This window comes from Georgenia sp. Z1491 (genome assembly GCF_057652395.1).
Window position 1 is genome coordinate 1,164,277 of the sequence record NZ_CM172729.1, and the last position, 24,603, is coordinate 1,188,879.

General features: G+C 73.7%; 18 protein-coding genes and 1 pseudogene. 12 read left to right on the forward strand and 7 right to left on the reverse strand.

The window, feature by feature from the left end:
- Window positions 1-136 precede the first annotated feature (136 nt).
- The 5 genes from AC24HA_RS05475 (at window position 137) to AC24HA_RS05495 (ending at window position 6,578) form a co-directional block, all read left to right on the forward strand.
- The gene (locus AC24HA_RS05475; RefSeq protein ID WP_425709202.1) at window positions 137-1,330 is read left to right on the forward strand and encodes a C40 family peptidase; all 1,194 of its coding nucleotides are present in this window, start codon (window positions 137-139) and stop codon (window positions 1,328-1,330) included.
- Window positions 1,331-1,501: 171 nt separating this feature from the next.
- Window positions 1,502-2,335, forward strand: a complete 834-nt coding sequence (locus AC24HA_RS05480; RefSeq protein ID WP_425709201.1) for an ABC transporter permease — start codon at window positions 1,502-1,504, stop codon at window positions 2,333-2,335.
- On the forward strand, window positions 2,332-3,714 hold the full coding sequence (locus tag AC24HA_RS05485) for an ABC transporter ATP-binding protein (protein WP_425709200.1): 1,383 nt from the start codon (window positions 2,332-2,334) through the stop codon (window positions 3,712-3,714). The genes AC24HA_RS05480 and AC24HA_RS05485 overlap by 4 nt, the downstream gene beginning before the upstream one ends.
- A complete protein-coding gene (locus AC24HA_RS05490) occupies window positions 3,711-5,075 on the forward strand; it encodes a glycosyltransferase family 4 protein (RefSeq protein WP_425709199.1) in 1,365 nt (454 codons plus the stop codon). Before AC24HA_RS05485 ends, AC24HA_RS05490 begins: the two co-directional genes overlap by 4 nt.
- Window positions 5,076-5,417: 342 nt before the next feature.
- Window positions 5,418-6,578 carry a calcium:cation antiporter gene (locus AC24HA_RS05495; protein WP_425709198.1) on the forward strand — a complete coding sequence of 387 codons (1,161 nt, stop codon included), beginning with the start codon at window positions 5,418-5,420 and terminating at the stop codon, window positions 6,576-6,578.
- Between the two features lie 9 nt (window positions 6,579-6,587).
- On the opposite strand, the gene AC24HA_RS05500 is transcribed toward AC24HA_RS05495, so the two are convergent.
- Together AC24HA_RS05500 and AC24HA_RS05505 are read right to left on the reverse strand one after the other, a co-directional pair.
- Complete coding sequence (locus tag AC24HA_RS05500) at window positions 6,588-8,228, reverse strand: glycosyltransferase family 2 protein (protein ID WP_425709197.1); 1,641 nt, start codon at window positions 8,226-8,228, stop codon at window positions 6,588-6,590.
- Window positions 8,225-8,614, reverse strand: coding sequence for a hypothetical protein (locus AC24HA_RS05505; protein WP_425709196.1), 390 nt, complete (start codon window positions 8,612-8,614; stop codon window positions 8,225-8,227). Before AC24HA_RS05505 ends, AC24HA_RS05500 begins: the two co-directional genes overlap by 4 nt.
- A 60-nt stretch (window positions 8,615-8,674) precedes the next feature.
- Between AC24HA_RS05505 and AC24HA_RS05510 the strand changes: the two genes are divergently transcribed.
- Complete coding sequence (locus AC24HA_RS05510; protein ID WP_425709195.1) at window positions 8,675-11,371, forward strand: glycosyltransferase; 2,697 nt, start codon at window positions 8,675-8,677, stop codon at window positions 11,369-11,371.
- Between the two features lie 462 nt (window positions 11,372-11,833).
- Here AC24HA_RS05510 and AC24HA_RS05515 read toward each other — a convergent pair.
- Window positions 11,834-13,078 (reverse strand): annotated as a pseudogene (locus AC24HA_RS05515) (glycosyltransferase family 39 protein); the annotation flags it as partial.
- A complete protein-coding gene (locus AC24HA_RS05520) occupies window positions 13,075-14,442 on the reverse strand; it encodes a hypothetical protein (RefSeq protein ID WP_425709194.1) in 1,368 nt (455 codons plus the stop codon). The gene AC24HA_RS05520 and the pseudogene AC24HA_RS05515, both read right to left, overlap by 4 nt.
- A gap of 150 nt (window positions 14,443-14,592) precedes the next feature.
- Between AC24HA_RS05520 and AC24HA_RS05525 the strand changes: the two genes are divergently transcribed.
- From AC24HA_RS05525 to AC24HA_RS05535, 3 genes are read left to right on the forward strand one after another with little or no spacing between them, the layout of a single operon-like run.
- On the forward strand, window positions 14,593-15,876 hold the full coding sequence (locus AC24HA_RS05525; RefSeq protein WP_425709193.1) for a glycosyltransferase family 2 protein: 1,284 nt from the start codon (window positions 14,593-14,595) through the stop codon (window positions 15,874-15,876).
- Complete coding sequence (locus tag AC24HA_RS05530; RefSeq protein ID WP_425709192.1) at window positions 15,873-16,973, forward strand: glycosyltransferase family 4 protein; 1,101 nt, start codon at window positions 15,873-15,875, stop codon at window positions 16,971-16,973. Before AC24HA_RS05525 ends, AC24HA_RS05530 begins: the two co-directional genes overlap by 4 nt.
- Window positions 16,970-17,953: a lysylphosphatidylglycerol synthase domain-containing protein gene (locus tag AC24HA_RS05535; RefSeq protein ID WP_425709191.1), complete on the forward strand. Its 984-nt coding sequence runs from the start codon at window positions 16,970-16,972 to the stop codon at window positions 17,951-17,953. Before AC24HA_RS05530 ends, AC24HA_RS05535 begins: the two co-directional genes overlap by 4 nt.
- Window positions 17,954-17,989: 36 nt before the next feature.
- Here the strand turns inward: AC24HA_RS05535 and AC24HA_RS05540 are convergent, their stop codons facing one another.
- Window positions 17,990-20,056 carry a SpoIID/LytB domain-containing protein gene (locus AC24HA_RS05540; protein ID WP_425709190.1) on the reverse strand — a complete coding sequence of 689 codons (2,067 nt, stop codon included), beginning with the start codon at window positions 20,054-20,056 and terminating at the stop codon, window positions 17,990-17,992.
- Between the two features lie 173 nt (window positions 20,057-20,229).
- On the opposite strand from AC24HA_RS05540, the gene AC24HA_RS05545 reads away from it, so the two are divergent.
- Entirely contained in the window at window positions 20,230-21,531 is a 1,302-nt protein-coding gene (locus AC24HA_RS05545) for an Rv1352/Rv1906c domain-containing protein (RefSeq protein WP_425709189.1), read from the forward strand.
- Between the two features lie 67 nt (window positions 21,532-21,598).
- On the opposite strand, the gene AC24HA_RS05550 is transcribed toward AC24HA_RS05545, so the two are convergent.
- Together AC24HA_RS05550 and rfbC are read right to left on the reverse strand one after the other, a co-directional pair.
- Window positions 21,599-22,555 carry a glycosyltransferase family 2 protein gene (locus AC24HA_RS05550; protein ID WP_425709188.1) on the reverse strand — a complete coding sequence of 319 codons (957 nt, stop codon included), beginning with the start codon at window positions 22,553-22,555 and terminating at the stop codon, window positions 21,599-21,601.
- Window positions 22,552-23,166: a dTDP-4-dehydrorhamnose 3,5-epimerase gene (rfbC, locus tag AC24HA_RS05555; protein WP_425709187.1), complete on the reverse strand. Its 615-nt coding sequence runs from the start codon at window positions 23,164-23,166 to the stop codon at window positions 22,552-22,554. The genes AC24HA_RS05550 and rfbC overlap by 4 nt, the downstream gene beginning before the upstream one ends.
- 133 nt (window positions 23,167-23,299) lie before the next feature.
- Here rfbC and rfbD point away from each other — a divergent pair, with 133 nt between their 5' ends.
- On the forward strand, window positions 23,300-24,148 hold the full coding sequence (gene rfbD, locus AC24HA_RS05560) for a dTDP-4-dehydrorhamnose reductase (RefSeq protein ID WP_425709186.1): 849 nt from the start codon (window positions 23,300-23,302) through the stop codon (window positions 24,146-24,148).
- 15 nt (window positions 24,149-24,163) lie between these two features.
- Window positions 24,164-24,580: a hypothetical protein gene (locus AC24HA_RS05565; RefSeq protein WP_425709185.1), complete on the forward strand. Its 417-nt coding sequence runs from the start codon at window positions 24,164-24,166 to the stop codon at window positions 24,578-24,580.
- The last annotated feature ends 23 nt before the right edge of the window (window positions 24,581-24,603 follow it).

The following is a 24,603-nucleotide window of genomic DNA, read 5'->3' on the forward strand; positions in this document are numbered from 1 at the left end:
AGTCACGGAAGTATCACCGTAGGGTCACGTTCGAAATCCCCCCATGCCGAGCCGGACGACCAGATCCGTGCCCGGACCGCCACTGCGTGAACCACGTCCGCCCCGGACGAGGTCGCCGGAACGAGGAGTGTCTCTGGTGCGAACGTCGAGCCGGCTCACCGCAGCCACCGTGACCGTGATGGCAGCCGCCGTCGTCCTGGCCCCCGCAGCGACCGGGGCAGCCGGCGGCGACATCGGCGGCAGCGGCGCCGAGTACCACCTCAGCGGCTCCACGCCCGGGACCACCGCCGTGACGATGACGTTCGGCCACCCCGACGGCGCGGCGTACGTCGGCGACTTCACCGGCAACGGGGTCGACACCGTGGTGGTGCGCCGTGGTGCGGAGTTCGCCGTCACGACGTCGAACACCTCCCGTCCCGCCCACACGACGATCTACTACGGCCGCGCGGGTGACGAGGTGTTCGTCGGCGACTGGGACGGCGACGGCGTCGACACCCTCGCCGTGCGCCGCGGGAACCAGTTCCACATCCGCAACTCCGTGACCTCCGGCCCGGCCGACCAGGTCGTGCACTACGGCCGCGCGGGCGACGACGTGCTCGTGGGCGACTTCAACGGCGACGGCGTGGACTCGATCGCCGTGCGCCGCGGCAACCAGTACTTCCTGCGCAACACCCTCACCACGGGTGTCGCGGACGCGGTGGTCGACTACGGGCGGTCCGACGACCAGGTCGTCGTCGGCGACTGGAACGGTGACCGGGTCGACGGCCTGGGTGTGCGGCGCGGCGTGCAGTACCACCTGCGCAACTCGCTGAGCAACGGCGTCGCGGAGCAGGTCGTTAGCTACGGCCGCACCGACGACGTCGTCATGGTGGGCGACTGGGACGGCGACGGCGTCGACACGCTCGGCGTGCGCCGGGACACCCGCACCGCCGCACCGCCGTCGCGCAGCGAGGAGCGCGAGGAGGCACCCGCCACCGACTGGCGGGGCGACCGCGTCGTCGACATCGCGCGCTCCTACATCGGCGCCCCGTACCGCTGGGGCGGCACCACGCCCGCGGGCTGGGACTGCATCGGGTTCGCCCACTACGTGTACGCCCAGCTCGGCGTCACCATCCCGCGGACCACCATGTGGGGCGCCTTCGCGCACTACGAGCAGGTGCCCGCGAGCGAGGCGCGCCCGGGCGACCTCATCTGGTGGCCCGGCCACGTCGCCATCAACCTCGGCGACGGCCAGAACGTCGCCGCCTGGAACCCGAACATGGGTACCCGGGAGGGGCCGAACTCGTGGGTCGGCGGCGAGCCGGTCTACCTGCGCGTCCTGCCCTCCTGACCGCCCTGCGCTCCTGACCCGCGGGCCCGACGCCCGGGGCGCGCCGCCGCCGCCCGCGGGCGCCCGACCGGACCTCCGCCCCGTCGCAGCCGTGCGGCGGGGCGCTGGTCTACCCTGGTCGGTGCCCCGCGCCCGCGGAGCACCGGCGGCACCACGGGAGGACGGACGCACGTGCGGTTCCTGACCGACCTGCGCGGCTCGAGGGAGCTGCTGGTCAACCTCACGATGCGAGAGGTCAAGGGCAAGTACAGCCGGACGGCGCTCGGCCAGCTGTGGTCGCTGGCCAACCCGCTCGCCGCCATGGCGATCTACACGGTCGTCTTCGCCTTCATCATCCGCATCCAGCCGGACCCGGGCGACCCGTCCGGACTGAACATCTTCGCCATCTGGCTGCTGTGCATGCTCCTGCCGTGGACGTTCTTCACCAACGTCGTCACCGGCTCGATGAACGCGCTCGTCGGCAACGAGAACCTCATCAAGAAGGTCCACTTCCCCCGCGGCGCCCTCATCGTGTCCACCGTGGCGTCGTGGATGTTCACCTGGTCGATCGAGATGGGTGTCCTCACGGTCGTGCTGCTCGTCGTCGGCGCGAACCCGCTGCCGCTCCTGCCGCTCGTGATCCTCGCGATGGGGGTCTTCGCCGTCTTCGCGACGGGCGCCGGGCTGCTGGCGTCGATCGCCAACGTCTACTTCCGGGACACCCAGCACTTCGTGACGATCCTGTTCCAGATGTGGTTCTACCTCACGCCGATCGTCTACCCGGTGCGCCTCGTGGCCGAGCAGTCGGACCGGATCGGCGACCTGGTCGGGCCCGTGTCGATCCTCGACCTCTACCTGCTCAACCCCCTGGTCCAGTTCGCCGAGGTCTTCCGCAACCTCCTGTACGACAACCGCCTGCCGGAGCTGAGTACCACGCTGGTGGTCCTGGCCTGGGCCGTCGGCGCCTTCGTCGTCGGCGCGCACCTGTTCTCCCGGCACGAGAAGGGACTGGCCGAGGCCCTGTGAGCATCCCGACCGGCGGCGCCGCCGCGATCACCGTCGACGACGTCTCGAAGAGGTTCCGCGTGTACCACGAGCGCAACCAGACGCTGAAGGCCGCCGTCATGCGCCGCCGGCGCTCCGTCCACGAGGACTTCTGGGCGCTGAAGGACGTCTCGCTGGAGATCCCCGAGGCGTCGACGTTCGCGCTCGTCGGCGACAACGGCTCGGGCAAGTCCACCCTGCTCAAGTGCCTGGCGAAGATCCTCTACCCGACGTCGGGGAGCATCACCGCCCGCGGACGGATGGCCGCGCTCCTCGAGGTCGGCTCCGGTTTCCACCCCGAGCTGTCCGGGCGGGACAACATCTACCTCAACGGCTCGATCCTGGGGATGAAGAGGCCGGAGATCGACAAGAAGTTCGACGACATCGTCGAGTTCTCCGGCGTCGAGCAGTTCATCGACCAGCCGGTGAAGAACTACTCCTCGGGCATGTACGTCCGGCTCGGGTTCTCCGTGGCGATCCACGTCGACCCCGAGATCCTCGTCGTCGACGAGGTCCTCGCCGTCGGCGACGCCGCCTTCCAGGAGAAGTGCGCCGCGAAGTTCGCGCAGTTCCGCCGGGAGGGCCGCACCGTCGTGGTCGTCTCGCACTCGATGCCCACCCTGCGCACCATGGCCGACCAGGCCGCGTGGCTCGACCACGGCGAGCTGCGCGCCGTCGGCCCGGCCTCCCACGTGCTCGAGCGCTACCTCGACTCCACGCACGCCTCGACCCGGCTCGACGAGCACGGCCGCACCCACTGGGGTTCCGGCGAGCTGACCATCGAGGAGGTCGAGGTCTTCGGGCCCGGTGGCCCGGGCAGCCCCGTCAAGCAGGGCGAGGACATGACCGTCCGGGTCCACTACGACGCGCACGAGCCCGTCACCGACCCCGTCATGGGCATCGGGGTCGAGCACACCGACGGTACGTACCTGTGGGCGTCGAACACCTTCGACCACGGCCCGCGCCTGGGGACCGTGCGCGGCCGCGGCGTCATCGACTGCGTGGCGCCACGCGTGGCGTTCGCGCCCGGCGGCTACGTGGTCGTCACCTCGCTGACCGACTCGACGACGCAGCACACCTACGACCAGGTGCGCGACTCCGCCCGGTTCGTCGTCGAGAACGGCGCCGAGCGCTGGTGGGGCGGCTACATCCAGTCCGACTCGGGCTGGCGGGTCCCCGACGGGGCTCCGGAGCCGCTTGAGCCGTCCGGGTCGAGCGGGCCGTCCGGGTCGAGCGGGCCGTCCGGGTCGAGCGGGCCGTCGGGGTCGAGCGGGCCGTCGCCGGTCGTGCCCATGGAATCGGTCGACCCGACCCCCGACCTGCCCGCGCACGGGGCCCGAGAGAGCGGAGAGACGCGATGACCGAGCGCCGACGCATCCTCGTCGTCACCCTGGACACTCTCGCCGAGCGGATGGCCGGCCCCGCGATCCGGGCGTTCGAGATCGCCCGCGCGCTGGGCCGCGAGCACGACGTCCGTCTCCTCACGTTCGGCGGGTGCTCGCGCGAGGGCGAGGGGTTCGAGACGGCGCGGACCACCGTCGAGGGCTTCCGCGCCGAGGTCGAGGCGGCCGACGTCGTCGTCGTCCAGGGGTATGTCGTCTCCACGTTCGACTGGCTGCAGGACTCGGGCGTGGTCCTCGTCGTCGACCTCTACGACCCGTTCCACCTGGAGTCCCTCGAGGTCGAGCGCTTCCGGCCCGCAGCCGAGCGGCACGCGGCGCTCGCCCGCGCGCTCACCGAGCTCGGCGCCCAGGCGCGGCGCGGGGACCTGTTCCTGTGCGCGTCGGACAAGCAGCGCGACCTGTGGATCGGCCACCTCGCGGCCGCCGGCCGCGTCAACCCCGACACCTACGACGCCGACACCTCCCTGCGCTCCCTCATCACCGTCGTCCCGTTCGGCATGGACGCCGCGGCCCCCGTGCAGCGCGCGCACGGCATCAAGGGAGCGGTCGACGGTATCGCGGCCGACGATCCGGTGATCCTGTGGGGCGGCGGCGTCTACAACTGGTTCGACCCGCTCACCGTCATCCGGGCGGTGGACCGCGTGCGCGAGGCCGTGCCGAACGTCAGGCTGTACTTCCTCGGGATGAAGCACCCCAACCCGGACGTGCCCGAGATGGCGATGGCCGTCCGCACCCGCGAGCTGTCCGACGAGCTCGGGCTCAGCGGCCGCCACGTGTTCTTCAACGAGGACTGGGTGCCCTACGAGCGGCGCGCCGACTACCTGCTCGACGCCGACGTCGGCGTCTCCGCGCACTTCGACCACGTCGAGACCGCGTTCAGCTTCCGCACCCGCATCCTCGACTACCTGTGGGCGGGCCTGCCGATCGTGTGCACCGACGGCGACCACTTCGGGGCGCTCGTCACCGCCGAGGATCTCGGCGCCGCGGTGCCGGCCGAGGACGTGGGCGCGCTCGCGGACGCCCTGAGCGGGCTGCTGACCGACGAGGCGCGCGCGGCCGAGGTGCGCGCCGCCGTCGGGCGGGTGGCCGAGGCACAGACGTGGGAGCACGCGCTCGCCCCGCTCGTGGAGTTCTGCCGGGACCCGCGCCGTTCCGCGGACGCTGAGCGGCTCGCGGCCGAGCGGGCCGCCGGAGTGGAGCCCGGGCAGGTCTCGCGGGCCACCAGGCTTCGTGCCGACGCCGGGGGAGCGTGGCGGACGCTGCGCCGCGACGGAGTGGGCGGCGTGGCACGGAAGGTCCGGCGGCGCCTCGGGCGGTAGCGGGAGCGGGAGCGGCTCCGGCGGCTCGCTTCCGACGAGTGAGGGGATCCGGCGGCTCGCTTCCGACCAGTGCGGGGGTCTGCCGACGAGTGCGGGGATCGGATCCCCTACCTCATGGGCGGATCACCGAACTCGGCGCCGGGGCCCGGGGCCCGGGCCCGGGGGCTGGGCGCATGGCGCTGAGGCCGTACCTGCGCGCAGCCGGTGGTGACCGGCGATACGGACACCTCCGCGGGAGTGTCGTAACCTGCCCGGTGCGTGCGCAGGCACGGCCACGGACGGGACGGCCCGTCGGTGTCGCACGGCACGGGGACGGCCCCGTGGAACGGGACAGATCAGCTGATGTCCACCACGGTCCGGACGGTCCTCACCCCCACCGCCATCGGGCGCCTCGCGATCGGGTGGTTCGCCGTCGTCGCTCTCGCGCTCGCCGGCCCCCTGCTCGAGCCACCCGTCCCCGCCCCGCTGCTCGCCGGCGCGCTTGCGGCGATCGTCGGCGTCATCCTCCTGTGCGCGTTCGGCGTGGTCCGGGAGGCCGAGCACCTCGCCCGGCGCCTCGGCGACCCGTACGGCTCGCTCGTCCTCACGCTGTCGATCGTCGTCATCGAGGTCGTGCTCATCTCGGCCGTCATGCTCGGCCCCGGCGACCACACGACGATCGCCCGCGACTCCGTCATGGCGGTGGCGATGATCATCCTGTGCGCCGTCGTCGGGCTGTCCCTGCTCGCCGGCGGGCTGAGGCACGGGGACCTCGAGCACAACCGGACGGGGACGTCCGCGTACCTGGCGATGCTCGTGGTCCTCGCGGCACTGGCGTTCGCCCTGCCGGCGACGATCGGCGACGGCGGGTCGTACACCGGCGGACAGGCGGTGGTCGTCGTCGGGCTGACGGTGGTGCTCTACGCGTTCTTCCTCTGGCGCCAGACGGGTGCGCAGGCGAACGACTTCCGGGAGGTCGACCCCCGCGTACGGCCCGGGGCGGACCGGGACGCCGGCGCGCACCGGGACGCCGGCGGACCGTCGAACCTGGCCGAGACCTTCGCCGCGCACCGCACCGAGATCCTCCTGCGGTTCGCGCTGCTCGTCGTCACCGTCCTGCCGATCGTCCTGCTCTCGCACGACATGGCGGCGCTCCTCGACGACGGCCTGGGCCGCCTCGGCGCGCCCGTCGCCCTGTCCGGACTGCTCATCGCCTGCATCGTGTTCCTCCCGGAGTCGATCACCTCGGTCCGAGCGGCGCTCGCCGGCGAGGTGCAGCGCGTGAGCAACCTCTGCCACGGCGCGCTGGTGTCCACGGTCGGGCTGACGATCCCGGCGGTCCTCGTCATCGGCGCGGTCACGGGGCAGCAGGTGGTGCTCGCAGAGTCGCCGGCGAACCTCCTGCTGGTCGGCGTCGCGCTGGCGCTGTCGGTCACGACGTTCTCCGGGCGGCGCGTCACCGCGATGCACGGCGCGGCCCACCTCGTGCTCTTCGCGGTCTACGTGCTGGCCGTCTTCGCGTGACGCGCCTGGTCACACGCCCCAGTACCAGGGGTCGAGCGCCGTGATCCCGGACCACCACGTGACCGCGGCGTGCTCGCGGTCGGTCACGGTCGCGTCGCGCGTGACGGACTCGTGGTGGATCACGCGCACGCCCCCGGCGCACACCGTCCGCAGGCCGACCGTGCGCAGCTTGAGGCAGTAGTCCACGTCGTTGTAGCTGAGCGGGAGCTCCTCCGACAGGCCGCCGACCTGCTCGAACGCCGCCCGCGGCGTGAGCAGGCAGGCCGCCGTGACGGCGAGGTGCTCGAGGTCCGCGCTGCCCACCCCGAGGCGCGGGACGCCGTCGGGCTCGTGGGCGAGCAGGTGCGACGGCGTGCGGTCGGCGCTCATGACGATCCCGGCGTGCTGGATGGTGCCGTCCCCGTAGAGCAGGCGCGCGCCGACGGCGCCGATCCCGTCCTCGAGCCCGATCGCCACGAGGTCGCGCAGCCAGGTGGGGTCGACGATCTCGGCGTCGTCGTTGAGCAGGAGGACGAGCTCGCCGCTCGCCGCGCCGACGCCTGCGTTGATCGAGCGCGAGAAGTTGAACGGCCCGCCGGCCTCGACCACCGAGACGCGCGGATCCAGGGCGCGGCAGTCCTCCGCGACGCCTGCCTCGGTCCCCTCGGAGGTCACGACGACGACGTCGTAGTCGGGATAGTCGGTGCGTGCCAGGAGCGTCTCCAGGACGACGTCGACCGAACGGACCGTGCCCGCGGGCGTCTCGCGGTGCCCGCCGCCGGTGGGGATCACGACGGACACGCGCGGCGTGCGGGGCAGCGGGCGCTCGAGGACGAGGTGGTCCGACGGCGGGGGGGCCGGCGCCGTGTCGACGGGCGCCTGCTCGTCGGTGCTGTCCGGCGCGGTCGCGTGCGGACGCACCACGACGGCGGACGAGCCACGCCTGGCCAGCGACCGCTCGACGGCGGCCGCGCCGGCGTCGAGGAGGTCGGCCGGGTCCGTGGCCCGGGCGAGGGAGGTCAGCGGCAGGTGGAGGACGTCGGGGCTCGGCGCGAGCGGGTCGCCCGCGCCGAGGTGCTCGGCGAGGCGCAGGTGGAGGTCCCACTCGGCGGCCTCCTCGTCGGTGAGGCCCCCGACCTCGGCCATGAGGTCGGCGCGGACGAGGGTGAGGCGGCCGAGGACGTCGAGCTGTTCGAGCGCCCGGGGCATCCAGGAGGGCTTGGCGTGGGTGCGGCCGTCAGGGAGGCGCTCGTCAGCGTGGACCACGCGGACGTCCGGCGCCGCGTCGATCGCCGAGAGGATGGTGGCGAGCACGCCCGGCTCGAGGGAGTCACCGGCGCCGAGGACACCGATCCACTCACCGCGGGCCGCCGCGGCCGCGGCCGGCAGGTCGGGGTGGCGAGGAGGCAGTGGGGGAGCGTCCTCGTCGTCGGCGCCGATCGTGTCGTCGGCGGTGTCCGTGTTCGCCGGGGCGTCGGCGGCGGGGCCGGTCTCCAACAGCTCCCACGGTCCCTCGCTCTGCGCCTCGAGCGAGGCTCGGGTGTGGATCAGCTCGTCCTCGGTGCCGGGCAGGACGAGGAGCGAGATCCGCGGCGGGGGCGCGTCGGCGGTGGCGTCGCCGTCGGGGATCGTCGTGCTGCCGTCCGGCCCGGGGCTGTCCGTCCCGGTCACGCGGCGCCGCCGGGCAGCCGGCGGCGGACCGCGCGCAGCGCCCGCGCCGGATCGGTGACGGCGACCTTCGCCCGGCCCGGCACGGAGGCGACGAACCGGCGGGCCCGCGACGGCGCCGCGGCATCCCCCGGCATAGCCGTCGACCCGGGGTTCTGGAGCTCGCGGATGTCGTCCTCGAGCTCGACGTGCCGAGCGGCGAGGTCGCGCAGGAGCCGGTCCTGGAGGGTGATCGTCGCGCGGGCCTGCCCGAGCGCGGCCTCGGCCTCGATCGTGCGGCGCGACCAGGCGTCCCGGCCGAGGAGCTCGATGCGTCCGGCGAGCGAGGCGTGCAGCTCGGCGTCCGTCGCGGCGAGGTCGTCGAGCCAGGTGGAAGGGGTCTCGGCCATGCGCCACACGCTAGTGCGCCGGTCCGGCCGCCGCCCGCACCCCTGCCTAGGATCGAGATCATGCGCGTCGCCCAGGTCTCGGCCCACTACCCGCCGAACTTCGTCTCCGGCGGCACGCTGGTCCCGCGGCGCATCGCGCGGGCGCTCGCCGCCGCCGGGCACGAGGCGCACGTCTACGCCGGGCACCTCGACGACTCCCGACGCGCCCTGTCGACCTGGGACGATACCGACACCGGCGAGCACGGCACGGTGCGGGTGCGCTGGATCGAGACCCACCCCTACACCTCCTGGTCGGACCGGAAGAACTGGGCCAACCCCGCCGTCGAGGCCGACTTCCGTGGCTGGCTCGAGCAGGTGCGGCCCGACGTCGTGCACCTGCACTCCCTGCAGACCCTGGGCGGCTCGCTCGTCCGGGCGGCCAAGGAGTCGGGCGCGGCGGTCGTCGTCACGGCGCACGACTGGTGGTGGCAGTGCACGCGCCAGTTCCTCGTCGACCGCGACCTGAGGCCGTGCTCGCTGGTCGTCGGCTGCGGGGTGTGCCGGTGCGAGCGGGGCCGCGACGACGCCGACGCCCGCCTCGCGGCGCTGGCCCCCGAGCTCGCCCACGCCGACGTCGTGCTCGCCCCGTCGGCCTCGGCCGCCGCCACGTTCCTCGCCAACGGCGTGGCCCCCGAGCTGCTCGAGGTCGACGAGAACGGGCTGCCCGGCGTCGGCGAGGGCGTCGGCGCGGGCGACCCGGCGCCGGAGCCGCGGACGGGCGACGGGCCGCTGCGCCTGCTCTTCGCCGGCGGGAACGACGCCGTCAAGGGCGGGCCGCTCCTGCTGTCTGCCGCCCGCCGCCTCGCCGCCGAGGACCCTGGGGCTGGGTGGACCCTCGACATGTACGGCACTCGCGCCGACGCCGACGCCGGCGGCCCCGTGCCGCCGCAGATCCGGCTGCGCCCCCCGTTCGCCCCCGAGGACCGCGCCGGGGTGCTCGCCGGCGCCGACGTCCTCGTGCTGCCCTCGATCATGCGCGAGTCCCACTCGATCCTCACCCGCGAGGCGCTCGGGGCCGGCCTCGCGGTCCTCGCGACCGACACCCTCGGGCCGGAGGAGGCCGTCGCGGAGGACGTCAACGGGTGGATCGTCCCCGCCGGCGACGAGGACACGCTGCTCGCCCGGCTGCGCGGCCTCGTGGCCGACCCCGCCCGCGCCCGTGCCCGCACGGGGCAGGGATCGGCGAGCCCGGTCCTCGCCCTGTCCGACCAGGTCGACGGCCTCATCGCGCGCTACGCGGCGATGTGCGGGAAGCCGGCCGGGACGGCGGAGGCGGCGTCGCCGGGTGTGTCGCCGGCGTCGCCGGGGGAGGAGGCCCACGTGCCCGACGACGAACCGCACGCTCGAGGACCGAGAACCGCACTCTCGGCGACGGCGGACTCGGGGGCGCGGGACGCCGAGCACGCCCTCATGCGCCGCGTCCTGTTCGTCAGTGGCATCCAGGGGGCGCCCCAGCGGTACCGCACCCAGCTCGCCGCCGAGGCGCTCGGGCTGCACGGCGTCTCCGCGCGGGTGCGCCACTACCGCGACCCCCGCCTGATCGAGGAGGCGCGCCGCTGCGACGCCCTCGTCCTCTACCGCGTGCCGGCGACCGACCAGATCGTGGACCTGGTGGCCCAGGTCCGGGCACGGCCCCGCGCAGTCCCGGTCCTGTTCGACATCGACGACCTCATCTTCGACCCCGCGCTCGAGGGCCAGGTTGACGGGCTGGAGGGCATGCCCGCCGACGAGCTCGCCCTGTGGTGGCGCGGCGTGCGCCGCTACCGCACCTCGATGGAGCTCGCCGACGCCTACGTCGGCTCCACGCAGACGCTGTGCGAGCACGCCACCGCGGTGACGACCATGCCGTCCTACCGGTTCCCCAACGGCGTCGGCACCCTGCTCGCCCGCCGCTCGGACCGGGCGCTGCGCCGCGAGCGCACCGAGGGGCCGGTCCGCATCGGCTACTTCTCGGGCACCACCACCCACGACGCCGACTGGGCGATGGTCGAGCCCGCCGTCATCGACATCCTCGAGCGCCACCCGTCCGTCGAGCTGTGGCTCGGCGGCCACCTGCGGCCCACCGGGGCGCTCGCCGCCCACGCCGAGCGCGTGCGGCGCCTGCCGTTCGTCCCCTGGTACGACCTGCCGGGCCTGCTGCGCGACGTCGATGTCAGCCTCGCCCCGCTCACGCCCGGGTCGATCTTCAACGAGGCGAAGTCGGCGATCAAGTGGCTCGAGTCCGCCCTCGTGGAGACGCCGGTCGTCGCGTCGCCGACGCAGCCGTTCCGCGAGTCCGTGACCGACGGCATCACCGGGTTCCTCCCGGGCGACGTCGACGGCTGGACCGCGGCCCTCGACGCGCTCGTCACGGACCCGGCCCTGCGGCGCCGGATCGGCGCCCGCGCCCGCCGCGAGGCCCTGCTCGCCTGGTCGCCGCACGTCCAGGGGCGCACCTACCTCGACCTCCTCGTCGACGCCGCGGCACGGGTGCGCTCGGACGGTCCGCGCGAGTCGGTCGGGTGGAAGCCGGTCACCGACGACGAGCCGTTCGACGCGGCCGGCGCCCACGTGGAGCCGTACGCGCTGCCGCGCTCGGGGCTACGCGTCCCCGCGGCGCTCGCCGGGAGCAGGGCCGTCCGTCTGCTCGGCTCCGCCCGTCGCGTCCAGCGCGACGCCGGCACCCGCGAGGTCCTGCGCCGCGGGGTCGGGAAGGTTCGCGGCAGGCTCGGTCGCTGAGCCCGCGGGACCGTCCGCGGAGCCGGCCTCCGGGGCCGCCAGGCCGGCTGGTTCCGCCGAGCCGACCAGGCCGGGGCCGGCCACGCCGTCGCGCGCGTCGCGCGCGGCCTGCACCCCGAGGAGCAGCAGCGAGCCGAGCGCGGCCGCGAGGGTCGCGGCCGTGAGCGCGAACAGCTTCGGCACGCCCACGTGGCTCCAGTTGTTCCACCGGCTCAGGCCGGTGGAGAACGTCTCGTAGAACTCGACGTAGAACGCGCTGAACCCGAACCACAGGCCGTAGACGGCGAGGGCGAGGCACACGAGCGCGGCGCCGACGCGGGCCGCGACCATCGGGCGGACGGCCAGGCCCCGGGTCGTGCGCTCGAGGACGATCGTCACGGCCACGATCAGCCCGACGACTGCGACGTACAGGTAGCGGCCCTGCAGGCCGGCGTGCAGCCCGGTGGAGTAGTACTCGTTGAGCGCCCCGTACAGGACGACACCGAGCACGCCGACGCTCGCCGCGACCAGGACGAGCAGGTGGCGCCGGAACCGGCCCGCGAGGACGACACCGACCACGACCAGCGCGATCGTCACGTAGCTGAGCACGTGCTGGAACCACTCCGGCAGCGGGGACTCGAGCCAGCCGTAGTTGCCCCACGAGCTGTTGACGATGCTGCGCTCGGCGCCGATCGCGAAGTCCCACAGGTTGAGGCCGAGGTGGGATGTGTCGTCCAGCGGCTCGCGCCCCGGATAGCCGTCGGGCTGGAACGTCCCGTGCACCACCAGGTTCTTCAGCCACCACCAGCCGCCGATGACGAAGGCCACCGCCAGCGACCAGAACGCCGCGAGCGCCCTCCGCCCGAGCGCCCGGTCCGTGCCGGTGGACAGCAGGAACGCCAGCGCCACGATCGGGATGAACCCGAGCATGAAGCCCTTCGTCATCAGGCCCGCGCCGAGCACGGCGCCCAGGCCGAGCACGTGGCGCCAGTCCCAGCGGCTCGTGAGCACCACGGCGCTGAGCGCGAGGACGCCGGCGCCGCACAGGTTGAGCAGGGCGTCGTTCGTCACGGCGGAGCCGACGAACAGCAGCTGGGAGGGGGCCGTGACGGCGAACGCGCCGACCAGCGAGGCCGACCGGGAGGCCCCGAGCCGCCGGGCCGCGACCACCGCGAGCGGGACGATCCCGGACATGAGCACGACGTCGAGGAGCCGCAGCGCGAGGAGCTGGCTGTCCCACGTCCACCCGTCGGCGCCCAGGACCGTGAGGTAGCCGGCGGCGAGCGCGTAGTAGCCGGGCGGGTGCTGCGTCATCTGGTCGACCTGCTCGAACAGGGTGACGCGGTTGTCGACGTCGAGGATGACCGTGCGGTCCTCGACATCGACGGGGTCCGGGACAAGGAGCACGAACGGCTCCTGGCCGGTGCTGACGGACGCCCCCGGGTGCGAGTGGGAGTTCTGCCGGATGAGCTCCAGCCCGGTGTCGACCCAGCCCGCCTCGTCCGCGGCGACATGCATGCCCTGGAGGAACGTCTGCTCGCCGGGCGCGGGCCACCCGCCGCCGTCCGCCAGGCGCAGGACCGTGTTGACGTGCTGCGGCTCGTCGGGAGCACGGAACCCGGGCGTGAGCACGGCCCACAGCGCACCGATGCCGGCCACGAGGAGGGTGACGGCGACCACCGCGACGGTGAAGACGTCCTTCGGACGCCGACGCGGGGTGGTGGTCATAGAACTCCTCCAAGCGAGAGCCACATGATGCCGACGGAGAGCCCGACGGCCACGTGCAGGGCCGTGGCCAGCCGCCGGTGGTGCAGCGACACCGCGAACGCTGCCACGGTGATCGGCAGCAGCGTGATCGCGTACCGGCCCGAGATGAGCCGGAAGGCGTGGTCGGAGGTGATCACCTCCTGCGCCTGGACGATGATGCCCGCCCCGACGGTCCCCGCGACGGCGGCGAGGCCGAGGAGGCGCTCGGCGCGTCCTGTGCCGAAGGCCACGATCGCCATGAACGGTGCGGCGGTGAGCAGCACCCACCACACGGCGGTGACGGTGTCGAGCTGCCAGCCGGTGAGCTCGCCGGGGAACTGGGAGGACTTCACGAGCCCGAACGCGTCGAGCAGCGTCGGCACGGTCTCGTCCCACGGGCTGCCCTCGACCGGCCGGGTGCTGATCCCGTACAGCGGGTTGTCCCAGGCCTGCGAGCCGCGCCCGTCCTGGAAGCGGGACCAGGCGAGCATGCACGCGCCGACGACGGCGATCGGGGAGAGGACGGTGGCCGCCCGTCGGCCGAGGGTGCGCCAGTCGCGGCGCCGCACGTCCGCCACGGCCATGAGGCCGATGAGCCCGACGACGGCGAGGAGCCCGACCGCGCTCATCACCTTGGTGCTCGCCGCCAGCAGCGCGACGAGCGTGGGCCACAGCCAGCCGATGCGGCCGTGGAGCGCCCACCGGCCGAGTACCCACAGGGCGCCGGCGCCGACGAGCATGGCCGGTCCGTCGTTCGTCACCTGCCAGCCGGAGACGATGACGGGCTCGAAGGCCAGCAGCAGCGCCGACGCGGAGAAGGCCCAGGGTCTCGGCAGTCGCCACGTGCGCAGGGCCGCGTAGACGGCGACGACGCCGGCGGCCAGCCACAGGGCGTTGGCGAGCCGGGCGCCGGTGGAGAACTCCAGCCCGACCGCCTCGGCGACCAGTCCGGTGGCCGCGGGTGTGACGTAGTAGGCGGGCGGGTGGAAGGAGTTGTAGTTCTGGCCCAGCGCCGGGTACTCGGTGGGTTCGACCTCGTCGGCGAGCGCGTCCTCGCAGGAGGGCAGGTCCGGAAGGTTGGACTGGCCGCGGCACGACCACTGGTCGAGGACGTAGTCGGAGAGCCGGTCGCCGTCGGCCGGGAGGTTGCCGTGCGCCACCTGGTAGGCGTAGTCCAGGTGCGTTTGCTCGTCGAGGGCCGACAGGGAGGTGCCGAAGAAGATCGCCGTCAGGCTCATGAGCAGGGCGAGAACGCCGACGCCGCCGGCCCAGGGCAGCTCGGGCCGCAGGCGGGCGGTCCAGGGACGGCTGTCCGTAGCCGGCTCCTCGGCACCCCTGTCATCCACGTCTCGCGCCACCAGTGATCTCCCCTTCACGCCGAGGGGTCGTCCCGGCCTCGCGCGGCCCCTACGGTACCCTGGCGTCGTTCCGGGCCAGCCCGACCGCTGCCTCGCGGGGCAGCCGCGGATGCGCCGCGACCGACACCCGAGGTACCCATGAAGCTGTTCGTCCAGATCCCGTGCCTGAACGAGGAGGAGACCCTCCCGCTCGTCCTGGCCACGATCCCGCGGGAGATCCCGGGGATCGACGAGGTCCACATCCTCGTCGTCGACGACGGGTCGACGGACCGCACCGTCGAGGTCGCGCGCAACCTCGGCGTCACGCACTTCGTGCGACACGCCCGCAACCAGGGACTGGCCCGCTCCTTCCGGGACGGCGTCGACTACGCGCTCGCGCACGGTGCGGACATCGTCGTCAACACCGACGGCGACAACCAGTACCCGCAGGAGGTCATCGGCGAGCTCGTCCAGCCGATCGTCCACAACGAGGCGGACATCGTCATCGGCGACCGGCAGACCGCGACGATCGCCCACTTCTCACCGTTCAAGAAGGCGATGCAGAAGGTCGGCTCCGACGTCGTCAACCTCGCCGCCGGCACGAAGCTGCCGGACGCCGCCTCCGGGTTCCGGGCGTACTCCAAGGAGTCGCTCATCCGGCTCAACGTCGTCACGCAGTTCTCCTACTGCATGGAGACGATCATCCAGGCGGGAAACAAGCGCCTGCGGATCGCCTCGGTGGCCATCGCCACGAACCCCAAGACCCGTGAGTCCCGGCTGTTCAAGAACATCTGGCAGCACATGTTCAAGTCGGGCACGGCGATCGTCCGCTCGTACCTCATGTTCAAGCCGCACGCGATCCTCGGCACCGTCGGTGCGATCCTGCTCATCGCCGGGCTCGTGCCGTTCGTCCGGTTCCTCGTCCTGTTCCTCATGGGCGACGCCGGGGGGCACGTCCAGTCCCTGATCTTCGGCACGGCGGCCCTCGTCGGGGCCCTGCTGAGCATCGCCCTGTCCGTCATCGCCGACCTGCTGCGGACCAACCGCGTGCTCATGGAGGAGAGCCTGGAGCGCGTGAAGTCGCTGCAGTACTCCGAGAACGCGATCGCGGCCCGGCTCGGCCAGCGGCCGACCGCCGTGACGGACGGGCCGTCGGTCGTGCTCGACGGGCGACCCGACCCGTCGTCGATGCCGGTCGGCTCGGCGGAGGTCCGCGGCCGGGCAGACATCGGGTCCGGTGCTACCGGCAGGCGCGAGCGCCTCGGTGAGGTCGCGCCCTCCGCGGACACCGCCCCCCGGGCGGACGCGCGCCCCGTGGGTGTGGCGCCCGGCGTCGACCGCAACGGCGTCCCGACGGACATCGGCGCCGGACCGGCACGTGCGAACGGCCACGACTACCAGGTGACGCCGGAGGAGCTGTCCCAGGGGCGTCCGGGCCGGTGAGGGTCCTCGGCTTCGGCACGTACGACACGTCCGTCCATCCCCGCGCCGGGGTCCTCCTGCAGGGACTCGCCGAGCGCGGCGCGACGGTCCGCGAGCTCGACCGCCCGCTCGGGCTGAGCACGGCCGACCGGGTCGACATGCTCCGCCGGCCGTGGCTGCTGCCCCGGCTCGCGGCCCGCCTGGCCTCCCGCTGGGCCGGACTCGTCGACGGCTCCTTCGCGTTCGCGGGCGAGCGTGCGCCCGACGTCGTCGTCGTCGGGTATCTCGGTCACTTCGACGTGCTGCTCGCGCGGGCGCTGTTCCCCCGGGCGACCCTCGTGCTCGACCACCTCATCTTCGCCGCGAGCACCGCCCGCGACCGCGGCGTCGACGGCCGGCTGCGCGGCGGGGCGCTCACCGCCCTCGACCGGGTCGCCACCGGCGCGGCGGACGTCGTCGTCGTCGACACGGAGGAGCACGCCGAGCTCGCGGCCCCCGCCGTGCGCGAGCGCACCGTCGTCGTCCCCGTCGGCGCCCCGGACGCCTGGGCCGAGGCCGGCCGGAACCGTGCCGGCTCCTCCGGCGGGACCCCGAGCATCGCGTTCTACGGCCTGTTCACCCCGCTCCAGGGGACTGTGACGATCGCCCGGGCGCTCGCCGAGCTGCACCGGCGCGGCACGGAGCTGCGGGTGACGATGGTCGGCACGGGCCAGGACCACGCCGAGGCCCGTGCCGTCCTCGCCGGCGTTCCCGGGATCGAGTGGCTCGACTGGGTCGCGCCCGAGAAGCTGCCGGACCTCGTCGCCGCCCACGACATCGGGCTCGGCATCTTCGGTGACACCGACAAGGGCCTGCGGGTCGTGCCCAACAAGGTCTACCAGTCCCTGGCGGCCGGCTGCGCCGTCGTCACCTCCGACACCCCGCCGCAGCGCCGGTTCCTCGGCGACGCCGCCCTCCTCGTCCCGCCCGGCGACCCGGCCGCGCTCGCCGACGCGCTCGGCGCCCTGATCGACGACCCGGCGGCGGTCGCCGACCTGCGCGCGTGGGCGAGCGAGCGCGCCCGCGACCTCACGCCGTCCGCCGTCGTCGGGCCCCTGTGGGACGTGCTGACCGCGTGAAGAAGATCCTCGCGGCGCTGCGGTCCCCGTGGGTGCGCGGACTGTTCCTCGTGGCCGCCATCGGGGCGGCCGTGCTCGCGGTCGCCAACCAGTGGGACCTCGTCAGCGACGCTCTGAGCCAGATGCCCTGGTGGATCATCGGGGTCAGCCTGCTCGTCTCGATCACCTACGTCGTGGCCACGATGCTCTCCTGGCGCGAGGTGCTGATCGACCTCGGCTCGCGACTCGGGCTCGCGCCCGCGGCGCGCCTGTTCTTCGTCTCGCAGGTCGGCAAGTACCTGCCCGGAGGCGTGTGGAACATCGTCGCCGCCGCCGAGATGGGCAAGGACATCGACATCCCGCGGCGCCGCTCGGTGTCCGGCATGGTCGTCTCCCTGCTGGTCTCCATCGTCACGGGCCTGGCCCTGGCCGCCGGGGCCGTGGCCTTCGACCCCGCGGTGCGCTCCGAGGTCGGCTGGGTCGTCTGGTTCCTGCCGGTGTTCGTCGTCGTGCTGCTCCCGCCCGTGCTCAACAGGATCCTCGGCGTCGCCCTGCGGCTCATCCGCCGACCTCCGCTCGAGCACCCGCTCTCGGCGGGCGGCGTGCTCAAGGCGTCCTTCTGGGCGGTCGTCGGCTGGCTGCTCGCGGGCACGCAGGTCTGGCTCATCGCCACCGCCGTCGGGCTGGACCCGACCCCGGGGACGTTCGCGCGCGCCGTCAGCGGCTACGCGCTGGCCTGGGTGGTGGGGTTCCTCGTCGTCGTCGTGCCCGCCGGGGTGGGCGTGCGCGAGAGCATCCTCGGCATCATGCTCGCGGGGCTGCTGAGCTCCGGCGGCGTGCTCGTCACCGTGCTCATGTCCCGCGTCCTGCTCACCGTCGTCGACCTCGGGCTCGGCCTCGGCACGGGGGTACTCGTCAGGCGCCGAGCCCCCGACGACGCGGCGCAGGTGCCGGTGGACGAGGCCGGGCCGGTCCCGCCGGAGAGCCCCACCGAGCGCTGAGGCGGGTGCGGCGGCGCAGCGGCGCGGGGCCCCCGGTTACCAGGTCTCGACGCGGTGCACGCCGAGGGTGTCCTCGGAGTCGCCGTCCCAGTCGCCGACCACGACCGAGTCGCTCGCCCGCCCGTAGTCGAGCTCGATGTCCGCGACGCCGGTGGTCAGCTCGTTGCGCACGAGGTAGGTGTTGCCGCGGCGGACCGCGAGCGTGTCGATCCCGTCGCCGTCCCAGTCGCCCACGAGCACCACGTCGCCGGCCCGGCCGTAGGTCAGCTCGCGGTCGGCGGGGCCAGAGGCGAGGGAGTTCGCGATGAAGAACCGGTTCCCGCGCCGCACGGCCAGGGTGTCGACGCCGTCCCCGTCCCAGTCGCCGACGAACACCTCGTCGCCCGCGCGGCCGTAGTCCACCACGGTGTCCGCGACCCCGGAGGTCAGCGCGTCACGCAGGAAGTACGTGAAGCCGCGGCGCACGCCGAAGCTGTCGACACCGTCGCCGTCCCAGTCGCCCACGAGCAGCGCGTCGTCGGCGCGGCCGTAGTCGAGGACGGTCGTGCCGACGCCGGTGTGGTCGTCCGCCAGGGTGAGGCGGTTGCCGTCCCGCACGCCGACCGTGTCGGTGCGGTCGCCGTCCCAGTCGCCCGCGAGCGGGGAGGACGTGGCCGCGCCCAGGGGGACCTCGTGGTTCGCCCACGCGCTCCAGGCGTCGTTGAGGAAGAACACCGACGGGTGCTCCTCGGGGACGGGGCGCCACCAGCTCGAGCGCATCCCGAGGCGGCGGGCGAACTCCGTGCTGACGTCGACGCTGCCGGTCGTGCAGTCCAGCCGCAGGCCGGTGATGCGCCCGCCGAGGTCACCCCGGCCGTCGCGCGCCGTGACCACCAGGGCCTCCACCCGGCCGCCCGCGGCACACCGGGCGTCGACGTCGGTCGCGGCCAGCGTGGTCGACCAGCTGGTCACCGGGTCGCCCGGCGCGGTGCCGGACCACGGGTCCGGCCGGGCGACGAGGTAGGGGCGCGAGCCCGCCACCGAGTAGCCGCCGTTGGAGGAGGAGAACTGCGTGAAGGCGGGGCCCCACGCGCCCCCGGGCGTCGTCTGACCCTCGAGGATCCGGCCGCGGGTGGAGGCGATCGCGGCGTCAGTGCGCGGGTGCTCGTGGCCGGTGACCCCGCCGGTGGCCGTCACCGCGGCGCGGCCGGCGTAGACCTGGCAGGACGTCGTGTCGCACAGGTCGTACGTGCCGCCGCCACGCGTCTCGTGCCGGGCGTACGTGCGGGCGGCCACCGACTGGGCCTCGAGCGCGGCGGGGTGCCAGGAGGCCGGCGACTCGCGGGGCACCACGGAGCGCAGGTAGTCCTCCATGGGCACGTGGTTGACGACGTCGAGGGTGGCGGACGTCGGCTGCACGGCGGCCTGGCCGCGGTACCAGGTGCCGCCGCCGGTCGTCGAGGTTCCCAGCACCACGCCGTCGTTCGTGGCGAGCGTGACCGGAGTCGGCGTGGTCGTCGACCAGCCCACGCTGCCGCCCCGGGTGGCCCGGTGCTCGAGGCGGAACCCGGTCGACGTTCGGGTGACGGTGAGCCGCCCGCCGGTCGGCACGCCGAGGTTCGCGCCGCCGGCGGTGGCGCGCAGGGTCTGACCGGACGGCGCCCAGGCCGTCATCGAGGTGCGCCCCGAGAGTCCGAGGAGCCGGATGCGCATCGTGGGGTCACCGATGTTCGCCTGCCGGGTACCGGGATAGTAGAAGGCGAGGATCGAGGAGCTGGAGACGCCCTGGAGGGCCGCACCCTGGGCGCCCCACTGGGACATCCCGATGCCGTGGCCCCAGCCGTGGCCCTCGATCTCCCAGGTGCCGTCGGCCGGGCGCGGGTAGACCTCGGTGGCGGTGGTGCTCGCGTCGGCGGACGCGTCGGGCAGGGCGCCGGCGTCGGGCGCGCCCACGCCGTCGGGCGACCCCACGCCGTCGGGCGAGGCAGCCCCGTCGGTGGTGGCGACGCCGACCGGTTCTACGGGGTCGGGCGTCGCGACGGCGGCGGACGGGAGGGCGAGCAGCGCGCCCGCGGTGGCGAGCGCGAGCCACGCGGTGGCACGGCGACGACGGGGGAAGGACATCGTGAGCTCCTCAACGAGCGGGACGACCGGTCGGGCGTCACCTGCAGGATTGTCTCCCACCGTGGCGCCCTGTCCAACGGTTCCGTGAAACTCGTCCGGATGTCAGTGTTCGCCCATACTCTCCTACCGTCCGGCGACGTCGGGTCGCCGCACCGAGATCGGAGTCGTCTGACATGAGATGGAGAACGGTGGCCTCGGCCGCCGCGGTGGCGATGCTGGCCGGTGCCGGCCTCGTGGGCGCAGGTGCACCGGCGGTCGCCAAGGGTGGCGATGTCGGCGGCTCCGGCCAGGAGTACTTCCTCAACGACCAGTGGACAGCGACCGCCAACATCAGCTTCACCTACGGCGCAGCGAGCGACGAGGTGTACGTCGGTGACTGGGACGGCAACGGCACGGACACCTTGGCGATCCGTCGAGGCGCGACCTTCCACTTCAGGAACACCAACTCGAGCGGCCCGGCCGACGTCCAGGTCACGTACGGGCGCCCGGGGGACACGGTCCTCATGGGTGACTGGGACGGCAACGGCACGGACACCTTCGCGGTCCGTCGTGGCGCCGAGTACCACGTGCGCAACGAGCTGGCCGGCGGTGCCGCCGACCGGATCTTCATGTACGGCCGGTCGAGCGACACGGTCCTCGTCGGTGACTGGGACGGTAACGGAACGGATACCTTCGCGGTCCGTCGTGGCGCCGAGTACTTCGTGCGCAACGAGCTCGCCGACGGCTGGGCCGACGACCAGGTCGTCTACGGCAGGCCGGGGGACGCCGTGTACGTGGGCGACTGGGATGGCGACCGTAGGGACACGTTCGCGGTGCGTCGAGGTGCGGAATACTTCGTCAAGAACTCGATCTCGGCTGGCGCGGCCGACCTGACGCTCGTCTATGGCCGCACCACCGACGTCACTCTCGTCGGAGACTGGAACGGCGACGGCACCGACACCCTCGGCGTCCGGCGCGCAGCAGCGTCCTCGACGCCTCCATCGGCGGGGGCGCGCACGTTCGGGGACGGCACGCACTCGGTCGGCCGCAACGGCGTGGCGCCAGGGACCTACCGCTCGACGTCGACGGACGGCAGCTGCTACTGGGCGCGGCTCAGCGGATTCTCCGGCTCGGACTCCGACATCATTGTCAACGGCTTGGGCGTAGCTCGTCCGATCGTCAGGATCGAGTCCGCCGACGTCGGCTTCGAGAGCGACTGGTGCGGTACATGGGTGCCGGTCGGTCAGACATATCCGGCGAGCCCGGCGACTCGTTTCGGTGACGGCCACTACGTCGTCGGCGAGCACATCGCACCCGGTACGTACCGTACTTCCGGGGGCGAGTACTGCTTCTGGGAACGGCGAGCCGGTTTCAGCGGAGAGTGGGACGAACAGCTCGGGTGGGGTGGAGGAAACGGTGCCCAGACCGCCACCATCCGGTCCAGCGACCAGGGTTTCGTGACCAGCGGCTGCGGCACCTGGACGCGTATCGGGTGACCGCGAGCGCGAGCGCGAGCGCGGGCGCGGGCGCGGGCGTCGGTGTCAGGCTGCCGCCCGCGCCGAACTACGTCGGAGCGGGACCGGTGCGGCCGAGCACTCCGTCGGCCACACCGCGCATCATCCTCCGAAACCGGTCGATCCGGCCAGGGACGACCAGGGAGTTGAACGCGACGTACTTGCCCAGCCACACCGCGTAGCCGACCGCCCACGCCGGCGGCAGCAGCCCGGAGCGCAGGAGCAGCACCGTGTTTCGGGCGAGGAAGTAGGTGCGGAAGGCGGAGTGCACGTGCACCTCCTGGGCGCGACCCGGGAGCTTGACCAGGCTGTCCCCGAGCGAGTGGTCGAGCCGCGCGGACGTCACGGCGAGCAGCCGGTAGCCCGCCCGCCGGGCGCGCAGGCCCCACTCGAGGTCGACGTGGTCGATGAACCAGTCGTCGTTCATCGCCCCCACGTCGTGCAGCGCGGCCGCCGGCAGCAGACACCCCGACGCGATGAGGAAGGCGGCGTCGATCAGGCCGTCGTCGTCCACGTCCGTCGGCAGCGCACGCCGGGGCCCCCACCGGCGCGGGACGTACACCAGCTCCTCGGAGGCGGACCGCACGTCGCCCGCTACCGGCCCCACCGCCCCGACGGGCCCCCGCCCCTGCTCCGCCCCGCGCTCGAGGCCGGCGAGCAGCTCGGGGACCATGTCCGGCGCGGGCAGGGAGTCCTGGTCGCTGAGCAGCACGTGCGTGGCCCCGGCCGACACCGCCCGCTCGATCCCGACGTTCTGCGCGTGCGCGATCCCGGTGTTCCCGCCGAGCGCGACGAGCTCGGCGCCGCGACGCTCGCACAGGTCCGCGAGTCCCGACCCGCCCGGACCGTTGTCGACGACGACGACACTCGCGCACTGCTCGCCGAGCCCGGCGACCAGCGGGTCGAGCCGGTCGAGGTCGGGGGAGTAGGTGACGACGACGGCGCACACCGCGGTCGACGTCGGGGCCGGGGTGTCGCCCCCAGGGCGCACCGGCCCGGCGCTCACCTCAGGCTCGCGTAGAAGTCGGCCGCCTCCTGGGCCGTGGGCAGCAGCCCCTGCTCGGCGACCTCCTCGAGGGTGGGCGCCGCCGAGTCCTTGTCCGAGAGCAGGAGCTCCATCGGGTTCCCGGCGCGGTCCGTGGTGGGCCACTCGATGCCGATCTCCGGGTCGAGCGGGTGGATGCCGTGCTCGCGGCCCGGAGCGTACTGGGTCGAGCACATGTACACGGCGGTCGAGCCGACCTCGAGCGAGCAGAACGCGTGGCCCAGCCCCTCGCCCACGTAGATGGCGCGCCGGTCGACGTCGTCGAGCAGGACCGAGTCCCACTGCCCGTACGTGGGCGAGCCGACCCGGATGTCGACGACGACGTCGAGGAGCGCCCCGCGCGGGCACCACACGTACTTGGCCTGCGACGGTGGCAGCTGCGCGAAGTGGATGCCGCGCAGCACGCCGGCGGAGGACACCGAGCTGTTGGTCTGGGCGAGCTCGAGGCGGTGCCCCACGACCTCCTCGAACGCGCTGGCCTTGTAGGCCTCGAAGAAGGTCCCGCGTGGGTCGGTGAACTGCTTCGGCGTGATCTCGTAGGCGCCGTCGACCTTCAGCTCGCGGATCTCCATCGCCAAGTCCTTCCGTCGCGCGGGTGGTGGGCCCGGCCGGGCCGCGTGCCGGGCCAGCCTAGTCGCCCGGCGCGCCACTACCCTGGCCGTGGTCGACGCGCGGAGGGGCCGGGCGGGCCGAGGGAGGCACGACGTGCGCTGGATGGTCACCGGGGCGGCCGGGATGCTCGGCCAGGATCTCGTCCGCCTGCTGCGCGAGCGGGGCGAGGACGTCACGCCGCTCGGCCGCGACGGCCTCGACATCACGGACCCGACGCTGGTGGCCGAGGTCGTGCGGGACGTCGACACGGTGGTCAACTGCGCGGCCTGGACCGCCGTGGACGACGCCGAGGACGCCGAGCCCGCGGCCTTCCGGCTCAACGCGGTCGGCCCGCAGCTGGTCGCCCGCGCCGCCGCCGCTGCCGGCGCCCGCACCGTCCAGGTGTCCACCGACTACGTGTTCGACGGCGTCGCGAGCGCCCCGTACCCGGCCGACGCGCCCATGGCGCCGGCCTCCGCCTACGGCCGGACGAAGGCCGCGGGGGAGTGGGCCGTGCGCGCCGAGGACCCGCGCGCGCTGATCGTGCGCACCGCGTGGCTCTACGGCGCGGGCGGGTCGTGCTTCCCACGGACGATGGCGCGCCTGGCCCGCGAGCGCGACTCGCTGTCGGTCGTCACCGACCAGGTCGGCCAGCCGACCTGGACCCTCGACGTCGCCGACCTCGTCCACCGGCTCGGCACCGCCGACGCCGCGCCGGGCACGTACCACGCGACGAGCTCGGGCCAGGTGAGCTGGCACGGCTTCACGCGGCTCGTCGTCGAGGCGCTGGGGAAGGACCCGGCGATGGTGGGGGAGACGTCGTCGGACGCGTTCCCCGCGAAGGCGCCGCGCCCCGCGTACTCGGTGCTCGGGCACGAGACGGTGCGGGCCGCCGGCGTGGAGCCGATCGGCGACTGGGCGGACCGCTGGCGTGCGGCCGCCCCCGAGGTCCTCGGGGCCTGAGCCGTGCCCCGGCGCGTGACCGCCGACCCGGCGGTGACGGCGCTGCTCGAGGTGTGCCTGACCTGGGCGTTCCGCTCGGTCGGTGTGACCGTGGCCGTGTCCGCCGCGGGTCCGACGCCCGGTGACCATCCGGACGTGCGGGTCGCCGTAGGAGGACCGCGCCTCGACGCCCCATTCGAGTACGTGCGGAGTCTGGTCGGGAGCATGTCGGCGAGCCACGCGGCAGCCACGATCTTCGACGACGTGCAGAACTACCTGGACGAGGGCGAGCTGTACGGGGTCCCTGTGCCGCCCTGCGACGCCCACCCGGGGCACCCGGCGAACCTCGACGCGCACGGCATGACGGTCCGTCTGCGCTGCAGTGTCGAGCCCGGGAGCTGGTTCGAGGACTTTCCGGGGCAGCTCGACGTGGGCGTGGTCGCGCAGCAATGATGCGCGCTCCCGCGCAGAGGGCC